Origin of the sequence: Sphingomonas sp. Leaf407 (assembly GCF_001425385.1) — a bacterium.
Taxonomy (GTDB): Bacteria; Pseudomonadota; Alphaproteobacteria; order Sphingomonadales; family Sphingomonadaceae; genus Sphingomonas.
Genome location: NZ_LMQO01000005.1, coordinates 229,939 through 249,573, shown reverse-complemented (window position 1 = coordinate 249,573; position 19,635 = coordinate 229,939). Strand labels below are relative to the sequence as shown.

At 68.5% G+C, this 19,635-nt stretch carries 18 protein-coding genes; 12 read left to right on the top strand and 6 right to left on the bottom strand.

Going from position 1 to position 19,635, the window contains the following annotated elements; translation table 11 throughout:
• Positions 1-223 precede the first annotated feature (223 nt).
• The 5 genes from pabB to msrA all read left to right on the top strand — a co-directional run bounded on the left by pabB (position 224) and on the right by msrA (position 5,549).
• Complete coding sequence (gene pabB, locus ASG37_RS15260; protein WP_055762185.1) at positions 224-1,978, top strand: aminodeoxychorismate synthase component I; 1,755 nt, start codon at positions 224-226, stop codon at positions 1,976-1,978.
• A 37-nt stretch (positions 1,979-2,015) separates the two neighbouring features.
• Positions 2,016-3,215, top strand: coding sequence for a pyridoxal phosphate-dependent aminotransferase (locus ASG37_RS15255; RefSeq protein ID WP_055762181.1), 1,200 nt, complete (start codon positions 2,016-2,018; stop codon positions 3,213-3,215).
• 130 nt (positions 3,216-3,345) lie between these two features.
• Positions 3,346-4,518, top strand: a complete 1,173-nt coding sequence (locus ASG37_RS15250) for a GGDEF domain-containing protein (protein WP_055762179.1) — start codon at positions 3,346-3,348, stop codon at positions 4,516-4,518.
• A gap of 162 nt (positions 4,519-4,680) precedes the next feature.
• Positions 4,681-4,827: a hypothetical protein gene (locus ASG37_RS17730; protein ID WP_156349230.1), complete on the top strand. Its 147-nt coding sequence runs from the start codon at positions 4,681-4,683 to the stop codon at positions 4,825-4,827.
• Between the two features lie 62 nt (positions 4,828-4,889).
• On the top strand, positions 4,890-5,549 hold the full coding sequence (gene msrA, locus ASG37_RS15245; RefSeq protein WP_055762177.1) for a peptide-methionine (S)-S-oxide reductase MsrA: 660 nt from the start codon (positions 4,890-4,892) through the stop codon (positions 5,547-5,549).
• Between the two features lie 388 nt (positions 5,550-5,937).
• Here msrA and ASG37_RS15240 read toward each other — a convergent pair whose 3' ends face one another.
• Positions 5,938-6,336 carry a DUF1489 family protein gene (locus ASG37_RS15240; protein ID WP_055762174.1) on the bottom strand — a complete coding sequence of 133 codons (399 nt, stop codon included), beginning with the start codon at positions 6,334-6,336 and terminating at the stop codon, positions 5,938-5,940.
• Between the two features lie 31 nt (positions 6,337-6,367).
• A complete protein-coding gene (gene mgtE / locus ASG37_RS15235) occupies positions 6,368-7,762 on the bottom strand; it encodes a magnesium transporter (protein WP_055762171.1) in 1,395 nt (464 codons plus the stop codon).
• Between the two features lie 128 nt (positions 7,763-7,890).
• Here mgtE and ASG37_RS15230 point away from each other — a divergent pair, with 128 nt between their 5' ends.
• Entirely contained in the window at positions 7,891-8,352 is a 462-nt protein-coding gene (locus ASG37_RS15230) for a peptidylprolyl isomerase (RefSeq protein ID WP_055762168.1), read from the top strand.
• 133 nt (positions 8,353-8,485) lie between these two features.
• Here ASG37_RS15230 and ASG37_RS15225 read toward each other — a convergent pair whose 3' ends face one another.
• The gene (locus ASG37_RS15225; RefSeq protein ID WP_055762166.1) at positions 8,486-9,373 is read right to left on the bottom strand and encodes a LysR substrate-binding domain-containing protein; all 888 of its coding nucleotides are present in this window, start codon (positions 9,371-9,373) and stop codon (positions 8,486-8,488) included.
• A 282-nt stretch (positions 9,374-9,655) separates the two neighbouring features.
• On the opposite strand from ASG37_RS15225, the gene ASG37_RS15220 reads away from it, so the two are divergent.
• The 6 genes from ASG37_RS15220 (at position 9,656) to ASG37_RS15195 (ending at position 17,875) form a co-directional block, all read left to right on the top strand.
• The gene (locus ASG37_RS15220) at positions 9,656-11,944 is read left to right on the top strand and encodes a CDC48 family AAA ATPase (protein WP_055762162.1); all 2,289 of its coding nucleotides are present in this window, start codon (positions 9,656-9,658) and stop codon (positions 11,942-11,944) included.
• A gap of 178 nt (positions 11,945-12,122) precedes the next feature.
• Complete coding sequence (locus tag ASG37_RS15215; RefSeq protein ID WP_055762159.1) at positions 12,123-12,731, top strand: class I SAM-dependent methyltransferase; 609 nt, start codon at positions 12,123-12,125, stop codon at positions 12,729-12,731.
• Between the two features lie 69 nt (positions 12,732-12,800).
• The gene (locus ASG37_RS15210; RefSeq protein ID WP_055762487.1) at positions 12,801-13,877 is read left to right on the top strand and encodes a type III polyketide synthase; all 1,077 of its coding nucleotides are present in this window, start codon (positions 12,801-12,803) and stop codon (positions 13,875-13,877) included.
• On the top strand, positions 13,874-14,560 hold the full coding sequence (locus ASG37_RS15205) for a methyltransferase domain-containing protein (protein WP_055762156.1): 687 nt from the start codon (positions 13,874-13,876) through the stop codon (positions 14,558-14,560). Before ASG37_RS15210 ends, ASG37_RS15205 begins: the two co-directional genes overlap by 4 nt.
• Positions 14,539-15,621 carry an NAD(P)/FAD-dependent oxidoreductase gene (locus ASG37_RS15200; protein WP_055762152.1) on the top strand — a complete coding sequence of 361 codons (1,083 nt, stop codon included), beginning with the start codon at positions 14,539-14,541 and terminating at the stop codon, positions 15,619-15,621. The genes ASG37_RS15205 and ASG37_RS15200 overlap by 22 nt, the downstream gene beginning before the upstream one ends.
• Positions 15,622-15,730: 109 nt before the next feature.
• The gene (locus ASG37_RS15195; RefSeq protein WP_082448539.1) at positions 15,731-17,875 is read left to right on the top strand and encodes a transglycosylase domain-containing protein; all 2,145 of its coding nucleotides are present in this window, start codon (positions 15,731-15,733) and stop codon (positions 17,873-17,875) included.
• Here the strand turns inward: ASG37_RS15195 and ASG37_RS15190 are convergent.
• Genes ASG37_RS15190 through ASG37_RS15180 form a run of 3 tightly spaced genes read right to left on the bottom strand, consistent with a single transcriptional unit; the run spans position 17,845 to position 19,570 of the window.
• Positions 17,845-18,549, bottom strand: coding sequence for a M48 family metallopeptidase (locus tag ASG37_RS15190; protein ID WP_055762149.1), 705 nt, complete (start codon positions 18,547-18,549; stop codon positions 17,845-17,847). The two genes, ASG37_RS15195 and ASG37_RS15190, sit on opposite strands and share 31 nt — an antisense overlap.
• A complete protein-coding gene (locus ASG37_RS15185; RefSeq protein ID WP_055762481.1) occupies positions 18,546-18,980 on the bottom strand; it encodes a YcgN family cysteine cluster protein in 435 nt (144 codons plus the stop codon). The genes ASG37_RS15190 and ASG37_RS15185 overlap by 4 nt, the downstream gene beginning before the upstream one ends.
• Positions 18,977-19,570, bottom strand: coding sequence for an SCO family protein (locus ASG37_RS15180; protein ID WP_235532992.1), 594 nt, complete (start codon positions 19,568-19,570; stop codon positions 18,977-18,979). The genes ASG37_RS15185 and ASG37_RS15180 overlap by 4 nt, the downstream gene beginning before the upstream one ends.
• Positions 19,571-19,635: the final 65 nt, after the last annotated feature.

Sequence of the window (19,635 nt, the reverse complement as noted above, 5' to 3'; positions counted from 1 at the left end):
GGCGGGCACGACAGGGCAACCGCCGTGCGGCGGGCCGATTTTGGCCCAGGGCGGCGTCGCTCGTCGGTCACGATGCTAAAGCATCGCTCCGCTCCTCGCTTCTTGCCCTGAACCAAAATCGGCTCCGTCATGATGCCTCCCTGTGGTCACAACCCGCTCCAGTTGATTAACGCGGGGTACACAAAGCGTTGCATCGCAGGCGCGCAACCGGCAAGCGGGCGGGATGTTCGACACGACCCGGCCCTTCGTGCTGCTCGACGATGCCCGGCCGGGGGGACGCGCGCTCCTGTATCGCGCGCCGGTGCGGATCGTCCGCGCCGATACCGTGGCGGCGGTGCCGGCGGCGCTGGACGCACTGGCGGCGGAGGTGGCGGGCGGGCGCGCTGTCGCCGGGTTCGTCGGCTATGATGCTGGCGCGGGCCTGATCCCCGGCGTGCCCCACCGCCCCGCGCCCACGCCGCTGTTGTGGTTCGGGGTGTTCGATGCCGCCGAGCCGGTCGACGTGCCCGCGATCCTGCCCGACCCCGCCGGAGCATGGGCGGGGCCGGTCGTGCCCGACATCGATCATGCCACCTATCTGCGCCAGTGCGAGGCGGTGCTCGAACTGATCGCGGCGGGCGATCTGTATCAGGCGAACCTGACCTTCGCCGCCACCCTGCCGGTCGCGGGCGATCCGGTCGCGCTCTATGCCGCGATCCGGCCGCGCGCCGCCGCCGGCCATGGCGCGCTGGTGTGGACCGGCGAGGACTGGCTGCTGTCGTTTTCGCCCGAGCTGTTCTTTTCGGTCGAGGGCGGGCGAATCGCCACGCGGCCGATGAAGGGTACGGCGCTGCGCGATCCCGATCCGGCGAAGGATGCCGCCGCCGCCGCCGCCCTCGCCGCCGATCCCAAGCAGCGCGCCGAAAACCTGATGATCGTCGACCTGATGCGCAACGACCTGTCGCGCGTCGCGGTGCCGGGCAGCGTGGCGGTGCCCGAACGGTTCGTCGTCGAAACCTATCCGAGCATCCACCAGATGGTGTCGCACGTCACCGCGACGGTGCAGCCGGGCAAGGGTGCGGTCGACGCGATCGGCGCCCTGTTTCCCTGCGGGTCGATCACCGGCGCACCCAAGCGGCGGGCGATGCAGGCGATCGACGCGATCGAGGGCAGAGCGCGCGGCATCTATACCGGGGCGATCGGCCATATCGCGGGCAATGGCGATGCGTCGTTCAACGTCGCGATCCGCACGCTTCACCTGCCCGCCGGCGGGCTCCACGCCACGATCGGCCTCGGATCGGGAATCGTCGCCGATTCGGTGCCGGCGGAGGAATGGCGCGAATGTCTCGCCAAGGCGCGGTTCCTCGACCTGCCCGCCCCCCGGTTCGATCTGGTCGAGACGATGGCGTTCGATCCGATCACCGGCATCCCGCTGCTCGAACGCCATCTGGCGCGGATGCACGACAGCGCGCGCGCGCTGGGCTTCGCGTTCGATCGCCATGCGACGCGCAACGACCTGCAGGCGGCGACCTTTCGGCTGCGCAAGGCGATGCGGGTACGCTTGCTGCTGTCGCGCAGCGGGGCGACCGCGATCGACGTGCAGCCGCTGCCCGCGACGCCCGCCGGGCCGGTCGCGGTGGCGCTCGCCGTGCTGCCGGTGGCGTGCGGCGACGTGCGGGTGGCACACAAGACCAGCGACCGGCGGTTCTGGCCCGCGCCGCCGCCGGGCTGTTTCGAGACGGTGTTCGTTAATCCGCGCGGCGAGCTGACCGAGGGCAGTTTCACCTCGGTCTTCGTCGGCGGCGGGGCGCAGTTGCTCACCCCGCCGCTGGCGCACGGATTGTTGCCGGGCGTGCTGCGCGGCGAGCTGATCGCGCGCGGCGAGGCGGTGGAGATGCCGCTGACCCCGGCCGATCTCGCGCAAGGATTTTACATCGGCAACGCGGTTCGTGGATTGATTCGTGCGCGGCTGGTTGCGGAAGGACCCATGCCGGGCTAAGCGGCGCGCGTTCTTTCCCAACAGCATCGGACGACCCATGAAGCCCTCCGCCGCGCTCGATCGCATCAATCCCTCGCCGACCCTCGCCATCACGTCGAAGGTGCTCGAGCTGAAGCGGCAGGGCGTCGACGTCATCGGCCTGGGTGCCGGCGAGCCCGATTTCGACACGCCCGATTTCGTCAAGGATGCCGCGATCGCGGCGATCCGCGCGGGCAAGACCAAATATACCAACGTCGACGGCACCGCCGAACTGAAGGACGCGATCGCCGCGAAGTTCCAGCGCGACAACGGCCTGATCTATGCGCCGAACCAGATCAGCGTGAACGTCGGCGGCAAGCACACGCTGTTCAACGCGCTGGTCGCGACGATCGACGCGGGCGACGAGGTGATCGTGCCCGCGCCCTATTGGGTGAGCTATCCCGATGTCGTGCAATTCGCCGGCGGCACGCCGGTGTTCGTCGCGGCGGGTGCGGCGCAGAATTACAAGATCACCCCCGAACAGCTCGAAGCGGCAATCACGTCACGGACCAAGTGGGTCATCCTCAATTCGCCGTCGAACCCGACCGGCGCGGGCTATACCCGTGACGAGCTGCGCGCGCTGGGGCAGGTGATCGAGCGGCATCCGCATGTCTGGGTGTTCGCCGACGATATGTACGAGCATATCGTCTATCCGGGATTCGAGTTCGCCACCTTCGCCGAGGTCAATCCGGGCCTCTACGACCGCACGCTGACCGTGAATGGCTGTTCCAAGGCCTATGCGATGACCGGCTGGCGCATCGGCTATGCCGGCGGCGCGGCATGGCTCATCAAGGCGATGGCCAAGCTCCAGTCGCAATCGACCTCCAACCCGTGTTCGATCGCGCAGGCCGCCGCCGTCGCCGCGCTGAATGGCGACCAGTCGTTCCTGGCGGAGCGCAACGCCGCCTTCCTGCGTCGCCGCGACATGGTGGTGGCCGAGCTGAATGCGATCGAAGGCGTTACCTGCCCGACGCCCGATGGCGCCTTCTATGTCTACCCGGAGGTGTCGGGGCTGATCGGCAAGGCGACGCCGGGGGGCAAGCGCATCGATACCGACGAGGATTTCGTCGGCTATCTGCTCGAGGATGCCAAGGTCGCGGCGGTGCAGGGTGCCGCCTTCGGCCTCTCGCCGGCGATGCGGATCAGCTATGCGACGTCGGACGAGTTGCTGCGTGAGGCATGCGCGCGGATTCGCACCGCGGCACACGCGCTGAAATAACGCTTCTGCTTCGCGCGAAGGCGCGGGGAACGGGCTGTGCCGCCGGGCAGGCCCTTCCCCGGCCGGCGCGTCGCGACCGGTCGTATCAAAACGGACTATTAGCGATTTGCCGCTATCGGCCGGTGCTTCGGTGAAGCGCGAGGCCCGGTTGCTCGATCTGTCTACCCTGTACGTCATGGTATCCTTCGCGTCGATCGTCGCGGGGGTGGTCCATATCGTGCCATGGGCGACCGGGCGGTTCGGACGCTGGGCGGCATGGTGGGGATTCGGCCACATCCTGCTCGGGCTCACCTCCTCGGTCGCGCTGCTGCGCGACATGGGCGCGCCCTATATCATCGCGTGGATCGGCAATCCGCTGGCGATCCTTGCCTATGCCGCGATCTTTGCCGGCATGCGCAACTTCGCCCATCCCGGCGGCAGCAACCGGGTGCTGCTGATCGCCGCGGCGATCGGCGGGGTGCCGCTGCTGCTGTCGACCGATCCGACCGCGATCGGTGCCCGCGTCGGGTATCTCAGCATCGTGCGCGCGCTGTTCGACGGGGCGACCGCGCTGGTCGCATGGCGGATCGCGCGGCGCGAATCGCTGCATACCGGCTGGATCGTCTTTTCGCTGTTCGCGCCGACGGTGCCGCTGTTCCTCGCCCGGTCGATCAGCGCGTTCGACGGACAGGTCAGCACGCGCGTGACCGGGCAGCATGGCGGGATCGCCGCATGGCTGGTCGCGATCGCGATCACCTTCATCCTGTTCCGCGGCTTTTCGCTGTTCGCGCTGGAGGCGGAGCGCGGGCAGCAGCAACTGGCGCGGCTGGCCGAGCGCGACGGGCTGACCGGGGCCTATAACCGCACCGCCTTCGACCGGATACGCCAGCAATGGCAGGGCAGCGGCGCGGTGCTGGTCATCGATCTCGACCTGTTCAAGCAGTTGAACGATCGCTGCGGCCATGCGGTGGGCGACGCCGCGCTCGGCATCGCCACCCGCGTCGCGCAGAACGTGCTGGCGGCGGGGGGCAGCGTGTTCCGGTGGGGCGGGGACGAGTTCGTCGGCGTGCTGCCCGGTGCCGATCGCGCGGCGGCCGACCAGGCCAGCGCGCGGATCGCGCAGCGCTTCACCGATACGGTCTGCGCCGTCGCGCCCGAAGATCTGCCGGTGACGGTCAGCATCGGCACCGCCTGCGGCCCGCTGTCGGAGGTCGAACGGCTGCTCGCCGAGGCGGACGATGCGATGTACGCCGCCAAGCGCGCACGGCGCAGCGACACCGAACGGCAACGCAGCGTTGCCGAAACGATACGACCCGCCGCTTGATTTCGCACTCGCAACATGGTTGAGGCTGTCGACGAGATGAACGGACGCGCCAGCGGCGGTTCACCCCCACCCACTATATCTTGCCTCGAACGAACGGGCGGCTCCTGCCGTCCGATGGCGCGCCCCTCCCGGTCGCGTTGCGGTGGCAAGAGGACGAGACAGATGACACAGACGCGCACCGGTTTCCTTCGCCATTTCATCAGCGGCTTCGCGCTTGGCGCGGTGGCGCTGGTCGCGGTGCAGTTCGCCGGCCCCAGCGAAGCCAAATCGGTCCACACCGCACCGGCGGTGATCGAACAGCTCGGCTGATCTGGCGGGGAGCGATCGCGTTCCCCATATCGGCGGCCTCGCATTCTTGCCGAGGAACCATCATGCACCCGCTGATTCCCGTGTCGCTCGTGGCCGCCGTTCTGGGTGGTGCCGTGCTGACCCTCTCTCCCGCCGTCGCCACCCGCGCGGTGCCGATCCCGACCGTCGCCAGCGACGTGCCGCCGACCCCCGGCCTTGCCACCGCCGTATTGGCGGGCGGCTGTTTCTGGGGAATGGAAGCGGTGTTCGAGCAGGTGAAGGGCGTGAAATCGGTGACGAGCGGCTATGCCGGCGGCACCAAGGCGACCGCCAGCTACGATCAGGTATCGACCGAACGCACCGGCCATGCCGAGGCGGTGCGGATCACCTATGATCCGCGAATCGTCAGCTATGGCACGTTGCTGCGCGTCTATTTCTCGGTCGCGCATGATCCGACGCAGGTGAACGGGCAGATGCCCGACAGCGGCCCCAGCTACCGCTCGGCGATCTTTCCGCAGAACGGATCGCAGAAGCTGACCGCCGAACGCTATATCGCGCAACTGACGCGGGCGAAGGCGTTCGCCAGGCCGATCGCGACGCGGATCGAGGGCGGGGCCTTTTATCCGGCGGAGGCCTATCATCAGGACTTCGCGCGGCGGAACCCGTCGCATCCGTATATCATGCGCTGGGACAAGCCGAAGATCGCGGCGGCGAGGGCAGCGTATCCGGGGTTGGTGGTGTAGGCGGGGGCCTCCAGCGGCGACTGTCCTACACGCAGGAGCACCGCTATCCCGGCCTCCGCTCTTTCCCACCGTCAGAATAGCGGCCGCGAAACCTGCCCCAATTTCGCCCACATTCACGTCGCAAGTGTAAACTTTGTCAACTTTGGACGCGCGAAGCCCTGCGGATCATGACCCGCCGCAACCGCCGAATCCGAGGTTCCTGCTCCAGACGTGCCTGCGAAGATTCGGTTTCACGCAAAGGCGCGGAGACGCGGAGGGGTTGCGTCCGCTGCTGCCGGATCGCGCAGCGATCTGTCGGCCGACTCGTTGAGAGCATGGGAGGACAATTCCGCTGACGCGAAGGAGCCGCACCCTCCTCCGCGCCTCCGCGCGAACCCAAACTTCTTCTCTACAGCAGCCCCAGCGCCATCAACTCCCCGATCAGCCGGGGCGGCAGTTCGTCGGCACCGGTCCCCTCCCCGCCGAGATCGGCCGGCGCGTCGGCGTCCTCCAGATAACGCCAGCCCTGATGCGCGCGTTTCGGGCGGGCTTCGACCAGCACCAGCTTCGGCCCGAGATGGATCGCGACGCGCCCGCCTTCGGCCTCGCCGAATCCCAATATCGGCGAGCGCGCGACCAGCCGGTGCTTCAGGATCCAGAAGAGCGAGCCGCCCTCCAGTTCGGCGACCCGTTTGGGCAGATAGCGCGTAGTCAGCGCCTCGCCTTCGGCATGGCGCGCGGCCAGCCGCTCGACGAGCTGTTCGACATGATCGATGGCGAAGGCGACTTTGGTCAGGTGAAGCGGCACGGCGTCCAGATGGGGAGCGCGGCCGCCCGCCTCAAGCGGTCAGTCCGCTGACGGTCGCCAGCCCAAGGAACACGAGGAACCCCATCGAATCGGTGGTCATCGTCACGAAGATCGACGAGGCGACCGCCGGATCGGCGTTGAACCGGTCGAGCGTCAGCGGCACGAACACGCCGGCAAAGCCGGCGATGACGACGTTGAGCAGCATCGCGACGCCGATCACCCCGCCCAGTTGCGGATTGCCGAACCACAGGGTCACGCCGGTCCCGATCAGCGCGGCGACGGTCAGCCCGTTCATCAGCGCGATCACCATTTCGCGGCGGATCGCGCGCAGCGTGTTCGATTGCGTCAACTGGTTGGTGGCGAGCGCGCGGACCGTCACCGCCATCGTCTGCGTGCCCGCATTGCCGCCCAGGCCGGCGACGATCGGCATCAGCGCTGCCAGCGTCACCATCCGGTCGATCGTCGCGCCGAACGCGCCGATGATCGTCGCGGGCAGCAGCGCGGTGATGAGGTTGGTGATGAGCCAGCGCACCCGCGCCTTGTACGAATCGCGGATCGGTTCGTTGATGTCGCCTTCGCCCGCGCCCGACAGCAGCAGCGCGTCCTCGCCCGCCTCGGCCTGGATGATGTGGACCACGTCGTCGACGGTAATCATGCCGGCCAGCCGCCCGCTGCTGTCGACCACGGCGGCCGAGATCAGCGCGTATTTCTGGAAGCGCAGCGCCACTTCCTCCTGATCCATGTCGACCGGGATCAGCGTCTGTTCGCGCGCCATCACATCGGCGATCGCGACCGAGCGCGGCGTGCGCAATATCCACGACAACTGGCAGGTGCCGACCGGCTTGTGCGCGGGATCGACGACGAAGATTTCCCAGAAATCGGTCGTCAGCACCTCGTCGGCGCGCAGATAGTCGAGCGCGTCGCCGACGCTCCAGTGTTCGGGCACCGCCACCAGCTCGCGCTGCATCAGGCGGCCGGCGGATTCCTCGGGGTAGGACAGCGCCTCCTCGATCGCGGCGCGATCGTCGGGGTCGAGCGCGCGCAGCACCGCGCGCTGATCGTCATCGTCGAGGTCCTCGATGATCGCGACCGCATCGTCGGTGTCGAGCTGCGCCGCCAGATCGGCGACCTGGGTCGCGGTCAGCGCGTCGATCACCGCGTCACGCACCCAGTCGTTCATCTCGGCGAGGACGTCGCCGTTCAGCCGCTCGGGGATCGCCGCCGCCAGCGCCGCGCGCTGTTCGCCCGGGACCAGTTCGAACAGGTCGGCCAGATCGGCGGGGTGGAGCGGCTCGACCAAGTCGCGCACCGCCTCGTCGTCGCCGTTCTCGACCGCGTCGCAGACCGCGCGGACGAATTCGGGCTTGAGCCGGTCGTCCTCGTCCAGTTCGCTCGTCTCAGGCTCGGGAAGGTCGAGTTCGGTCATGGGCGCAACCCTCCTTCGGCACGATTCACCCCCGCTGTAGCCATGCTGCACCGCCGTGCCAACGCCCGTACGGTTGCCAGTGCGGTTGCCAGTCCCTAGCTAGGGCGCCGATTTCAAGGAGTAGCTGAATGGCCGATACCCCCTCCACGCTCGTTATGACGCTCGACACGGGCGAAGTGCGCATCAAGCTGCGCCCCGATCTTGCGCCGAACCATGTCGAGCGCATCGTCAAGCTGGCCGATTCGGGCTTTTACGACGGCGTGGTGTTCCACCGCGTGATCGACGGCTTCATGGCGCAGGGCGGCGACGGCGGTCGCGGCGACGGCACCGGCGGGTCGAAGGAACCGAACCTGAAACAAGAGTTCAGCAAGGAACCGCATGCGCGCGGCGTCTGCTCGATGGCGCGGACGATGGACCCCAATTCGGCCAACAGCCAGTTCTTCATCTGCCTCGACGATGCGACCTTCCTCGACGGGCAGTACACCGTGTGGGGCGTGGTCGAGAGCGGCATGGACGCCGTCGACAAGCTGCCCAAGGGCGAGCCGCCGCGCAATCCGGGCAAGATCGTGACCGCGCGGTCGGAAGCGTAAGGCTTGGCCTTCTGTCGTCATTCCCGCGAAGGCGGGAATCCATAGACGCTGACGCTGCGGTTCTATCGTTCACGTTGGCGTTTATGGACCCCCGCCTGCGCGGGGGTGACGGGCGGGTATATTCTGTGGCGGTTTACTCCGCCGGCGCGTCCAGCGCCTGCACCAGCCAGTCGTGGAACAGCTTCACCGGCCGCTGCTGCAACAGGCGCGGGCGGCAGACGAACCAGTGGCTGTAGGTCGAATTGACCGCCCGGTCGAACAGCGGCACCAGCCGGTCGTCGCGCGCCGTTTCGAAATGTGATTCGAGCATGAAGGCGACACCCAGCCCCTGCGCCGCCGCCTCCAGCATCAGCGTGCCCGAATCGAACCGGTCGATTGCGGCGGGTTCGAGGTCGGGCAACCCGACGGCGTGCATCCAGTCGGCGAAGGTATCGGGCATGTCGCGGTGGATCAGCGCGGTATGCTGCGACAATTGCGCCGGATCGGTGATCGGCGACCGCTCGATCAGCGCGCGCCCGGCGATGGCATAGACCCGGTTGCGGTCGAGCCGCCGCGCATAGAGCGCCGGGTCGATCGCATGATCGAGCACGATCGCAACGTCGAGCCCTTCGCCCAGCCGCCCCAGCCCATGGTGCGCGGTATCGAAGTCCAGATGCAGTTCGGGATGGCGTTCCTTCAGGTCGCCCATGCGCGGCATCAGCCGCTGGATCGCGAACAGCGGCAGCACGCCCAGGCGCAGCCGCAGCACCTCGACCGCGCCCGACATCTGTTCGACCGCGTCGCTGAGCGTATCGAGCGCGCCCGACAGCAGCGCCAGCAACCGCTCGCCATCGTCGTTCAGGCGCAGCGCCTGATGCCGCCGTTCGAACAACGGCTTGCCGATGAATCGCTCGAGCGCCTGCACCCGCCGGCTGAGCGCGGGCGACGACAGCGCCAGTTCGTCGGCGGCGAGCTTCACCGAGCCGAGCCGCGCGACGTGAACAAATGCCTCAATGGCAGTCAGCGGGGGAAGCCGACGCATCCGACCCATCCTACTCTGGTTGCACTGCGGCACAGGCTGCACCGCTCCGCGTTCCAACGCAACTTCTTGAACGCATGCGATTGCAAAATTTGCAATATGAATTGATCTGTTCGCACTTGCACAATAATGCGCTGCACTGCACATAGGAGGTGCCTTTCAGGCATCCTCTCCTAAAACTTTACGGCCGGTCGTTTCGATCGGCCTTTTTTTTCGTCTTGTTGCCGGCAACATGCGCCCCATCTTCGCCGTTCGTCGCTTTCGACGAATGCTGGGGTGAACTGGATGGCAGACAGCGAAACGGGCGGGCGGCGGTTGCAGGTCGCGAACGCACGGCCCGAGGATAGTGGACGCGGCATCGCCCACCTGCCCCGGTCGGTCATGGCGATCCTTGGCGTCGCCGAGGGCGATGTCGTCGAGATCGTCGGCAAGAAGACGACGCCGGCGCGCGCCGTCGCCCCCTATCCGGAGGACGAAGGGCTCGACATCGTCCGCATCGACGGGTTGCAGCGCGCCAATGCCGGGGTCGGTTCGGGCGATCAGGTAGAGGTGCGCAAGGCCGAATCACGCGCCGCGACCCGGGTGGTGTTCGCGCCCGCACAACAGAATCTGCGGTTGCAGGGGTCGGCCAACGCGCTGAAACGCACGTTCTTCGGCCGGCCGCTGTGCCAGGGCGACATCGTCGCGACGACCGGGCACCAGCGGGTCGACAATCTGTCGCCCGGTGTCCGCCGCTACGTCAACGCGCCGGCATTCTCGTTGCAGGAAATCCGCCTGCTCGTTGTCTCGGCCCAGCCCAAGGGCGTGGTCCACATCGACGAATCGACCGAGATCGAACTGCGCGCCGAATATGAGGAACCGCGCGAGGCACGCCGCGCCGACGTCACCTATGACGACATCGGCGGCATGGGCCAGACGATCGACCAGTTGCGCGAGATGGTCGAGTTGCCGCTGCGCTACCCCGAACTGTTCCAGCGCCTCGGCGTCGATCCGCCCAAGGGGGTATTGCTGCATGGGCCGCCCGGCACCGGCAAGACGCGGCTTGCCCGCGCGGTCGCAAATGAATCGGATGCGGAATTCTTCCTCATCAACGGTCCCGAGATCATGGGATCGGCGTATGGCGAATCGGAAAAGCGCCTGCGCGAAGTGTTCGAGCAAGCGACCAAGGCATCGCCCTCGATCGTGTTCATCGACGAGATCGATTCGATCGCGCCCAAGCGGGGCCAAGTGTCGGGCGAGGCCGAGAAGCGGCTGGTCGCGCAGTTGCTGACGTTGATGGACGGGCTGGAATCGCGCGCCAACATCGTCGTCATCGCCGCGACCAACCGGCCCGAGGCGATCGACGAGGCGTTGCGCCGGCCCGGCCGGTTCGACCGCGAAATCGTGGTCGGCGTGCCCGACGAGCGCGGCCGGCGCGAGATCTTGGGCATCCATACCCGCGGCATGCCGCTGGCGGACGATGTCGAGCTGAACGAGCTGTCGCGCACCACCTATGGCTTCGTCGGGGCCGATCTGGCGGCGCTGACCCGCGAGGCGGCGATCGATGCGGTACGGCGGATCATGCCGCGCATCGACCTGTCGGCGGGCACGATCCCGCAGGAGGTGCTCGACAGCCTGTCGGTGACGCGCGAGGATTTCGTCGAGGCGTTGAAGCGGGTGCAGCCGAGCGCGATGCGCGAGGTGATGGTGCAGGCGCCGACCGTGCGCTGGGACGATGTCGGCGGGCTCGACGATGCGCAGATGCGGTTGAAGGAAGGCGTCGAGCTGCCGCTCAAAAGCCCTGAATCGTTCCGCCGCCTCGGCATCCGCCCGGCCAAGGGGTTCCTGCTCTATGGCCCGCCCGGCACCGGCAAGACGCTGCTGGCCAAGGCGGTGGCGCGCGAGGCGGAGGCGAATTTCATCGCCACCAAGTCGAGCGACCTGCTGTCCAAATGGTATGGCGAGAGCGAGCAGCAGATCGCCCGGCTGTTCGCCCGCGCACGGCAGGTCGCGCCGACGGTGATCTTCATCGACGAACTCGATTCGCTGGTGCCCGCCCGCGGCGGCGGGATGGGCGAGCCGGAAGTGACGGCGCGCGTGGTCAACACCATCCTTGCCGAGATGGACGGGCTGGAGGAACTCCAGTCGGTGGTGGTGATCGGCGCGACCAACCGGCCCAATCTGGTCGATCCGGCGCTGCTGCGCCCCGGCCGGTTCGACGAGCTGGTCTATGTCGGCGTGCCCGATGCGGCGGGTCGGGCGCGGATCCTGAACATCCAGACGCAGAAGATGCCGCTGGCCGCCGATGTCGATCTGGACGCGGTCGCGAAGCGTACCGACCGGTTCACCGGTGCCGATCTGGAGGATGTCGTGCGGCGCGCCGGCCTGTTCGCGCTGCGCGACGGGCTCGACACGCGCGAGGTGACGATGGTGCATTTCGACGCGGCGTTGGGTGAATCGCGCGCCTCGGTGACGGCGGAGATGGAAGCGGAATATCGCGCCATGTCCGCCCGGCTGAAGCAGGATGCGATCGCGATCCAGCCGATCGGCTTCATCGCGCCGGGCATGGTCGAGGGGCGCGGGCCGAAGGGGTGAGAATCCGGTCCATCCGTCCGGCGCAGGTCGGACGGATGGACCACCCGGACGGATGGGCGGCATGCTCTACCCACCGCACCGAACGCGACCCCCGCAACCGTTCGGCTTGCATGTTCGTTGCGCTTTTGCGACGACGACGTGACCACGGGTGCGCCAGCGCCATCCTTCGAGGATTTCCATGACGACGAGTTCCAGCACCGCGACACGACGGAAGCCGCGCGGTGTCCCTTCGCCGGCCGGCATTTTCCTGCGCGGGTTCGTCAAGCATCCAGTGATGGTCGGGTCGGTGATCCCGTCATCGAACAAGCTGATCCGCAAGATGCTGGGGCCGATCGACTGGGCGAACGCCAAGGTCGTCGTCGAATATGGTCCGGGCGTCGGCACCTTCTGTCGCCCGATCCTCGAAAGGCTGGCGCCCGATGCGCAGTTGATCGTGATCGACACCAATCCCGATTTCATCGATTATCTGAACGCGACGATCCTCGATTCGCGCTTCTCGGCGGTGCATGGCTCGGCCGCCGACGTCGAGGCGATCGTCGCCGATCATGGCCATGCCCATGCCGATTACGTGCTGTCGGGGCTGCCCTTCTCCACGCTGCCGCCCGGTGTCGGCGATGCGATCGCCGCCGCGACGCGCGCAGTACTGCGCAGCGGGGGGGCGTTCCTCGTCTATCAGTTCAATCCGCGCGTGCGCGACTTCCTCGACCGGCAGTTCGCCCGGATCGATCACGACATGGAATGGTGGAACATGCCGCCGGCGCAACTGTGGTGGGCGTGGAAGGACTGAGCTTTCCCGCCCCCCCGAAATGTTGCGGTGCGAAAACGACTTTCCGGTGGATGATGCGTTGAGCCGATGATGCCCGCCACCCCCACCACCGCATGGTTGAACGCCATCGGCACCGCCGTGCCCGGCCACGACATTCATTCCGCTTTCATCGGCTGGGCACGCGAGCGGCTGGATGCACGTGAGACGCGGTTGTTCGACCGGATGGTTGATCGTGCCGGCATCGGCCATCGCTGGTCGGTATTGCCGGCAAGCGAAGACGGCGGATCGCCGGTGGGTGCAGGCGGTTTCTATGCCGATGCCATGCCCGGCACGGCGGCGCGAATGCGGATTTATGCCGATTCGGCGCCGATATTGGCCATCGCCGCGATCGAGGCCTTGCGCGAACAGGTCGATCTGAGCGGCATCACCCATCTGGTGGTCGCCAGTTGCACAGGCTTCGTGGCACCGGGCATCGACCAGATCGTCGCCGCGCGGATCGGCCTTGCCCCCACAGTCGAACGGCTGCTGGTCGGGTTCATGGGCTGTTATGCCGCCGTCGCCGCGCTGCGCAGCGCGCGCCATATCGTCCGGTCCGACCCCGACGCACGGGTGCTGGTGGTCACGGTCGAGCTGTCGACGCTGCACCTGCAACCCGCCACCGACCTCGAACCGCTGCTCGCGATGCTCCAGTTCGGCGACGGCGCGGCGGCGGCGTTGGTGAGCGGTAAGGCGCAAGGCTATGCGATCGACACGCCGTTCGCCGCGACGCTGCCCGATTCGGCAGCGCTGATCCGCTGGGACATCACCGATGCCGGTTTCGCGATGCACCTGTCGGGCGAGGTGCCGGGGCGGATCGCGACCGCGCTGACCGATCCGGCGTTCGCGGCGGCGGCGACCGGCGGACGGTCGCTGGCGGCAGTCGACGGCTGGGCGGTCCATGCCGGCGGGCGGTCGATCCTCGACGCGGTCGAGCGCAGCCTGTCGCTGCCACCCGATTCGCTCGCCGTGTCACGCGGGGTGCTGGCGGCGAATGGCAACATGTCGTCGGCGACGCTGATGTTCGTGCTGGCGGCGATGCTGGCCGGGCCGCGTGTCGACAATGGCATCGCGCTCGCCTTCGGTCCGGGCCTCGCCGCCGAGGGTTTCGGCTTTCGGAGCGCGGCATGAGCTTCCCGCGCGTCCACGCCGAAGAGGCGATGGACGATCCCGCGCTCGATCCCGCCGTCTATGCCGCGGTGCTGCGCGATCTGGCGCGGGTAAACACGGTGACGATGGCGGCGCGCCCGACGCTTGGCTTTCTCGATTCGCTGGCGGGCAGGGGCGACCGGCTGAAGCTGCTCGACGTCGGCTTCGGCGATGGCGACATGCTGCGCCGGATCGCGCGCTGGGCGGCGGCGCGCGGCGTGGCGGCGGAGCTGGTCGGCATCGACCTCAACCCGCACAGCGCGGACGTCGCGCGTGCCGATACCCCGGTCGATCTGCCGATCACCTATCGCACCGGCGACTATGCCGATCTGGCGGGCGCAGGCTTCGACGTGATCGTCTCCAGCCTCGTCGCGCATCACATGACGCGCGATCAGTTGATCGCTTTCCTGCGCTTCATGGAGGCGGAGGCGGCACGCGGCTGGCTGGTCAACGATCTGCATCGCCACCGCTTCGCGCATGCCGGCTATCCGCTGCTCGCCCGCATCCTGCGTTGGCACCCGATCGTCCGCGCCGATGGCACGCTGTCGATCGCGCGGTCGTATCGTCCCGAGGAATGGCCGCCGCTGCTCGACGCGGCGGGGGTGCGGGGTGCGCGGGTCGTCCGCCGTTTTCCGTTCCGGCTATGCGTCGAACGCCGGCGCTGATCGCGGGCGGCGGCCCGGCCGGCGCGGTCACGGCGGCGCTGCTCGCGCGCGGCGGGATGCGGCCGCTGGTAATCGAGCGCGCGCGCGAGGTGCAGGACGCGCTGTGCGGCGGGTTCCTGTCGTGGCGCACGCTGCAATCGCTCGAATCGGTCGGCGTCGAGGCGGCGGCGCTGGGCGGCCATGTCGTGCGCCGGATCACCATCCATGCCGCCGGACGGCTCGCCGGGGCATCGCTCCCCGCGCCGGCGATCGGCCTGTCGCGGCGCCGGCTCGATTCGCTGCTGCTCGCCCATGCCGAGGCGCTGGGCGCGGCCGTCGAGCGCGGCGTGGCGATCCGCTCCGCCGACCAGCGGGTGCTGCATACCGCCGATGGCGCCGCGGTGGCCGGCGACAACCTGTTCCTCGCGACCGGCAAGCACGACCTGCGCGGACTGGCCCGCCCCGCCCCGCGCGATGCCGATCCGGCGATGGGGGTGCGCGTCCGGCTGGCCGCGTCGCCCGCGCTGGCGCGGATGATCGGCGATGCGATCGAACTGCATCCCTTCGCCGGCGGCTATGCCGGGATCGTGTTGCAGGAGGACGGGAGCGCGAACGTGTGCATGGCGCTGCGCCGGTCGCGGTTGCAGGCGGCGGGGAGCCTGCCCGCGCTGCTCGACGCGCTCGCCGCCGAGGCACCGGCGCTCGGCGAACGGCTCGCCCATCTTGGCGCGGAGCAGCAGATCGATGCGATCGCCAATGTTCCCTATGGCTGGCGCACCGCGCAGACGACTCCCGGCGTCTATCGGCTGGGCGATCAGGCCGGGGTCATCCCCTCGCTGGCGGGCGAAGGCATGGGCATCGCGATCCGCAGCGGCATCCGCGCGGCGCAGGTCGCGCTGGGCGGTAGTACGGCGGAAGTCTATCAGCGCGATCTGGCGCGCGCGCTGCGCCGGCCGCTCGGAGTGGCGGGGATGCTGCGCCATGTCGCCGAACGGCACGGCAGCGCGCTGTTGCTGGGCGGCGTGTTTCCCGGCCTCGTCCACCGGCTGGCGGGCTGGACCCGGATCGATCCGCCACAATGATCGTCACCCTGCGTTCAGCCACCCGCCGCTACAGCGCCCGACTTTCCTGAAGCACGGGTGCCCCGGGGCTTGTGCCCCGGGGCACCCGCGCGGTATCCGGCACATCTTCATGGCACGCTCCTCCGAACGCTCTCGCAAGCGGTCCGCCGCAAAGCCCCGCTGGCGGCGCGTCCTGCGCTGGGTAATCGGCACCGGCGTCGTCCTGACGCTGGTGGCGGTGATCGCGCTCGTCGTGGCGGTGTATAATGCCAAGGCGAACCTGCCGAGCTTCGACCAGCTCAAATCCTCGCCCAACGGCCAGATGATCCGGGTGCGCGCCGCCGACGGCACGATCCTCGTGTCGCTGGGGCCGAGCTATGGCGAATGGATTCCCTACAGCGAGATACCGGACGTGATGCGCGACGCGATGGTCGCGGTCGAGGACCGGCGCTTCCGCTCGCACTGGGGCGTCGATCCGGTGGCGATCGCGCGCATCACCAAATTCGCGATCGAGACGCGCGGCACCGGCCGCCGCCTGCAAGGCGCATCGACGATCACGCAACAGGTCGCGCGCACGATCTTCCTGTCGAACAGCTATACGGTCGGCCGCAAGTTCCGCGAGATCATCCTGGCACTCGCGATCGAGCGCAAGTTCAGCAAGAACCAGATTCTCGAACTCTATCTCAACAAGGTGTATTTCGGCGGCGGGGCGTATGGCATCGATGCCGCGTCGCGCCGGTTCTTCAACCATCCGGGCAACCGGTTGTCGCTGTCCGAGGCGGCGGTCATCGCCGGGCTGGTCAAGGCGCCGTCGCGCTATTCGCCGACCGCCGATGCCGAGGCGGCGGTAGGCCGCGCCGGCGTGGTGCTGCAACTGATGCAGGAAACCGGCGCGATCAGCGCGAGCGAGGCCGCCGATGCCGACCCGCAGGCGATCAAGCTGTCGCCGGGGCCGCAGCAGAACAGCGTGCGCTATTTCACCGACTGGGCACTGCCACAGCTCGAAACGCTGATCGACGAGACCGAGGCACCGCTCGACGTGTGGACCACGCTCGATCCGGGCATGCAGACGAGCGCCGATACCGCGATCCGCGCCAATGCCCCGGCGGGAACGCAGGGGGCGCTGGTCGCGCTCGACCGCGACGGGGCGGTGCGGGCGATGGTCGGCGGCAAGGACTATGTCTCGTCGATCTACAACCGCGCGACGCAGGCGACGCGCCAGCCCGGGTCGTCGTTCAAGCTCTTCGTGTATCTGGCGGCGCTGGAAGCGGGGATGAACCCCGACAGCCAGGTGCAGGACGCGCCGATCACGATCGACGGGTGGAGCCCGCGCAACAGCTCGCGCCGGTTCAGCGGGCAGGTGTCGATGCGCACCGCCTTCGCCTATTCGCTGAACACGGTCGCCGCGCGGCTGGGGCAGCAGGTCGGTTTCGGCACCGTCGCCGACATGGCGCGGCGTTTCGGCATCACTACGCCCGTCGATACGCGGCCGGCGATGGTGCTCGGCACGTCGGACGTGCGGCTGATCGACATGACGCGCGCCTATGCCTCGGTCGCCTCCGGCGGGACGGCGGTGGTCCCCTATGGCATCACCCGCGTCACCGCCAATGGATCGGTGATCTACCAGCATCAGGTCGACAGTTCGCGCGTGCTCGTCGCGCCCTATGTGGCGCAGCAGATGACCGACTTGCTCCAGACGGCGGTGAATACCGGCAGTGGCCGCGCCGCGCAGATCGGCCGCCCGGTGGCGGGCAAGACCGGTACGACCAGTTCGAACAAGGACGGCTGGTTCATGGGCTTCTCGTCAGGGATCACCACCGGCGTGTGGATGGGCCGCGACGATGCCAAGACGGTCAGCGGGTTGCAGGGCGGCACCGCCCCGGCGCGCGCCTTCGCCGCGTTCATGCGACAGGCGGTGGCCAGCCGCCCGGTCGAGCAGTTCGACACCAAGGTGACGCTGCCCGAATGGCAGGAGGAGCCGGACGCTGAGAGCTATTACGGCCAGCCCGACGATCAGGTCTATGTCGACGAAAACGGCAACCCGGTGCCCGCGCCGCAGCAGCAGCCGGCACCGCAGGAGGGCGACGAGGTCGATCCGGCCGAACAGCAGCCGCAGGTGCAGCGCGTGCCCGACGAACAGCTCGATCAGGACTGGATCGATCGCGCGTTGGGACGCGGTCCGCGCGAGGCGGCACCGCCGCCGCGCCGCGCCCCGCCGCCCGAACGGCGCGCGCCCGACCGCCCTTATGAAGAAGAGTCGCGCCCGTACCAGTGAAGCGCCGCGCCCGATGCGCGCAGCCAGCGGCGGGCGTCGTCGGGATCGCCCTCGAACAGTTCGGCGACCAGCGCGTGGAACGCGGGGCCGTGGTGCATGTGGACACGGTGCGCCACCTCATGCGCCACGGTCGCGCGGCGGACGGCGACGGGGGCGAGCAGCAACCGCCAGCTATAGCGGATCGCGCCGGTCGAACTGCAACTGCCCCAGCGCGCCCTGGGATCGGCGACCGCGACCTGCGCGACGGTGACGCCGGCCTTCGCGGCATAGTGGGCGGTATCCTCGGCAAGCGCGCGCAGCGCCTCGCGCCGCAGCCAGCGTTCGATGCGGGTGGCGAAGGCTTCGGCGGGACCGCCACAGACCAGAACCGCCTCGTCATCCCGGCCTTCGCCGGAAGGACGGAGGACGGGCGTCCGCGACACGCCCGCATCCCACACCAGCCGCACGTCGCGCCCGGCCACCGGCACGACCGCGCCGTCGACGAACGGCCGGCCCTGCGGCAGCTTCGCCCGCTGCGCCGCGATCCATTCGGCCTTTTCGCCGGCCCATGCCACCGCCTTGGCCAGCGCCATGCGTCTGGGCACCGTGAGGCGTACCCGCCCGGTCGCTGGATCGACCGACAGCCGCGCGACCCGGGCGCGCGGATGGCGGACGACCTCGACCCCGTCGATCACAGCACGCGGTCGGTCAGGTGATCCTCCATATCGCCCACGTCGACCTCGCTGACGGTCCAGCCGCGCGTCGACTGGCCGGCGGCATGCACGCTCTCGCGGTCGCCGCTGTTCAGATAATGCCACTCGGGCAGCGTCTCGCCATTGGCGCGCAGGCGATAGGCGCAGGTCGAGGGCAGCCATTCGATCTTGGCGACGTTGCGCGCGTTCAGCCGCACGCATTCGGGGACATAGGCATGGCGGTGGCGATAATCGCTGCACTGGCCCATCCGCCGGTCGAGCAGCTTGCATGCGACGTTGGTCGCATGGACCTCGCCGGTGTCCTCGTCCTCCAGCTTGTGCAGGCAGCATTTGCCGCAGCCGTCGCACAGCGCCTCCCATTGTGCGCGGTCGAGTTGCGCGAGGGGCAGGTCGTCCCAGAAGCGGCCGGTCATCGCACCCACTTCGCCAGCTCCTTCGCGACCGCCGCCGCATCCTCGTCCTGCGGCAGCAGCGCCACCGGGCGGCCCTGCGGGTCCATCAGCACCGCCGTGCGGCTGTGGTCCATCAGATATTCCGACGCACCGGGCGGCTGCGACTTGGCATAGGTGACGCCGTAGGCACGTGCCGCGTCGGCGATCGCCTGCGCCGATCCGGTCAGCCCGACCATGCGCGGATGGAACGCCGCGACATATTTGCCGACGACGGCGGGCGTATCGCGTTCGGGATCGACGGTGATGAAGATCGGCACGACCTTGTCGCCACGTTCGGGCTCGTCAGCCTCGAACGCCTTCAGGCCGGCGGCGATCGTCTGGAGATCGACCGGGCAGACGTCGGGGCAATAGGTATAGCCGAAATAGACGATGCGCCATTTGCCGGCGAAGTCGGTGTCGCGCACCACCTGACCCTGCCCGTCGGTCAGCACGAACGGCCCGCCGATCCGCGCGCCCGCCAGCGGCGGCGTCTCGGCCGGTTGCTCGCCGCCGCCGCATGCGGCAAGCAGCAGCGCGAGCGCGGGACCGACGGTTCGCAGATAGCTGTTCATGGTGTTGTTGCCCATGATCTGATAGGCGATTCCATGCAAGCCATGCGTGTGTCCGCCGGGGAGTA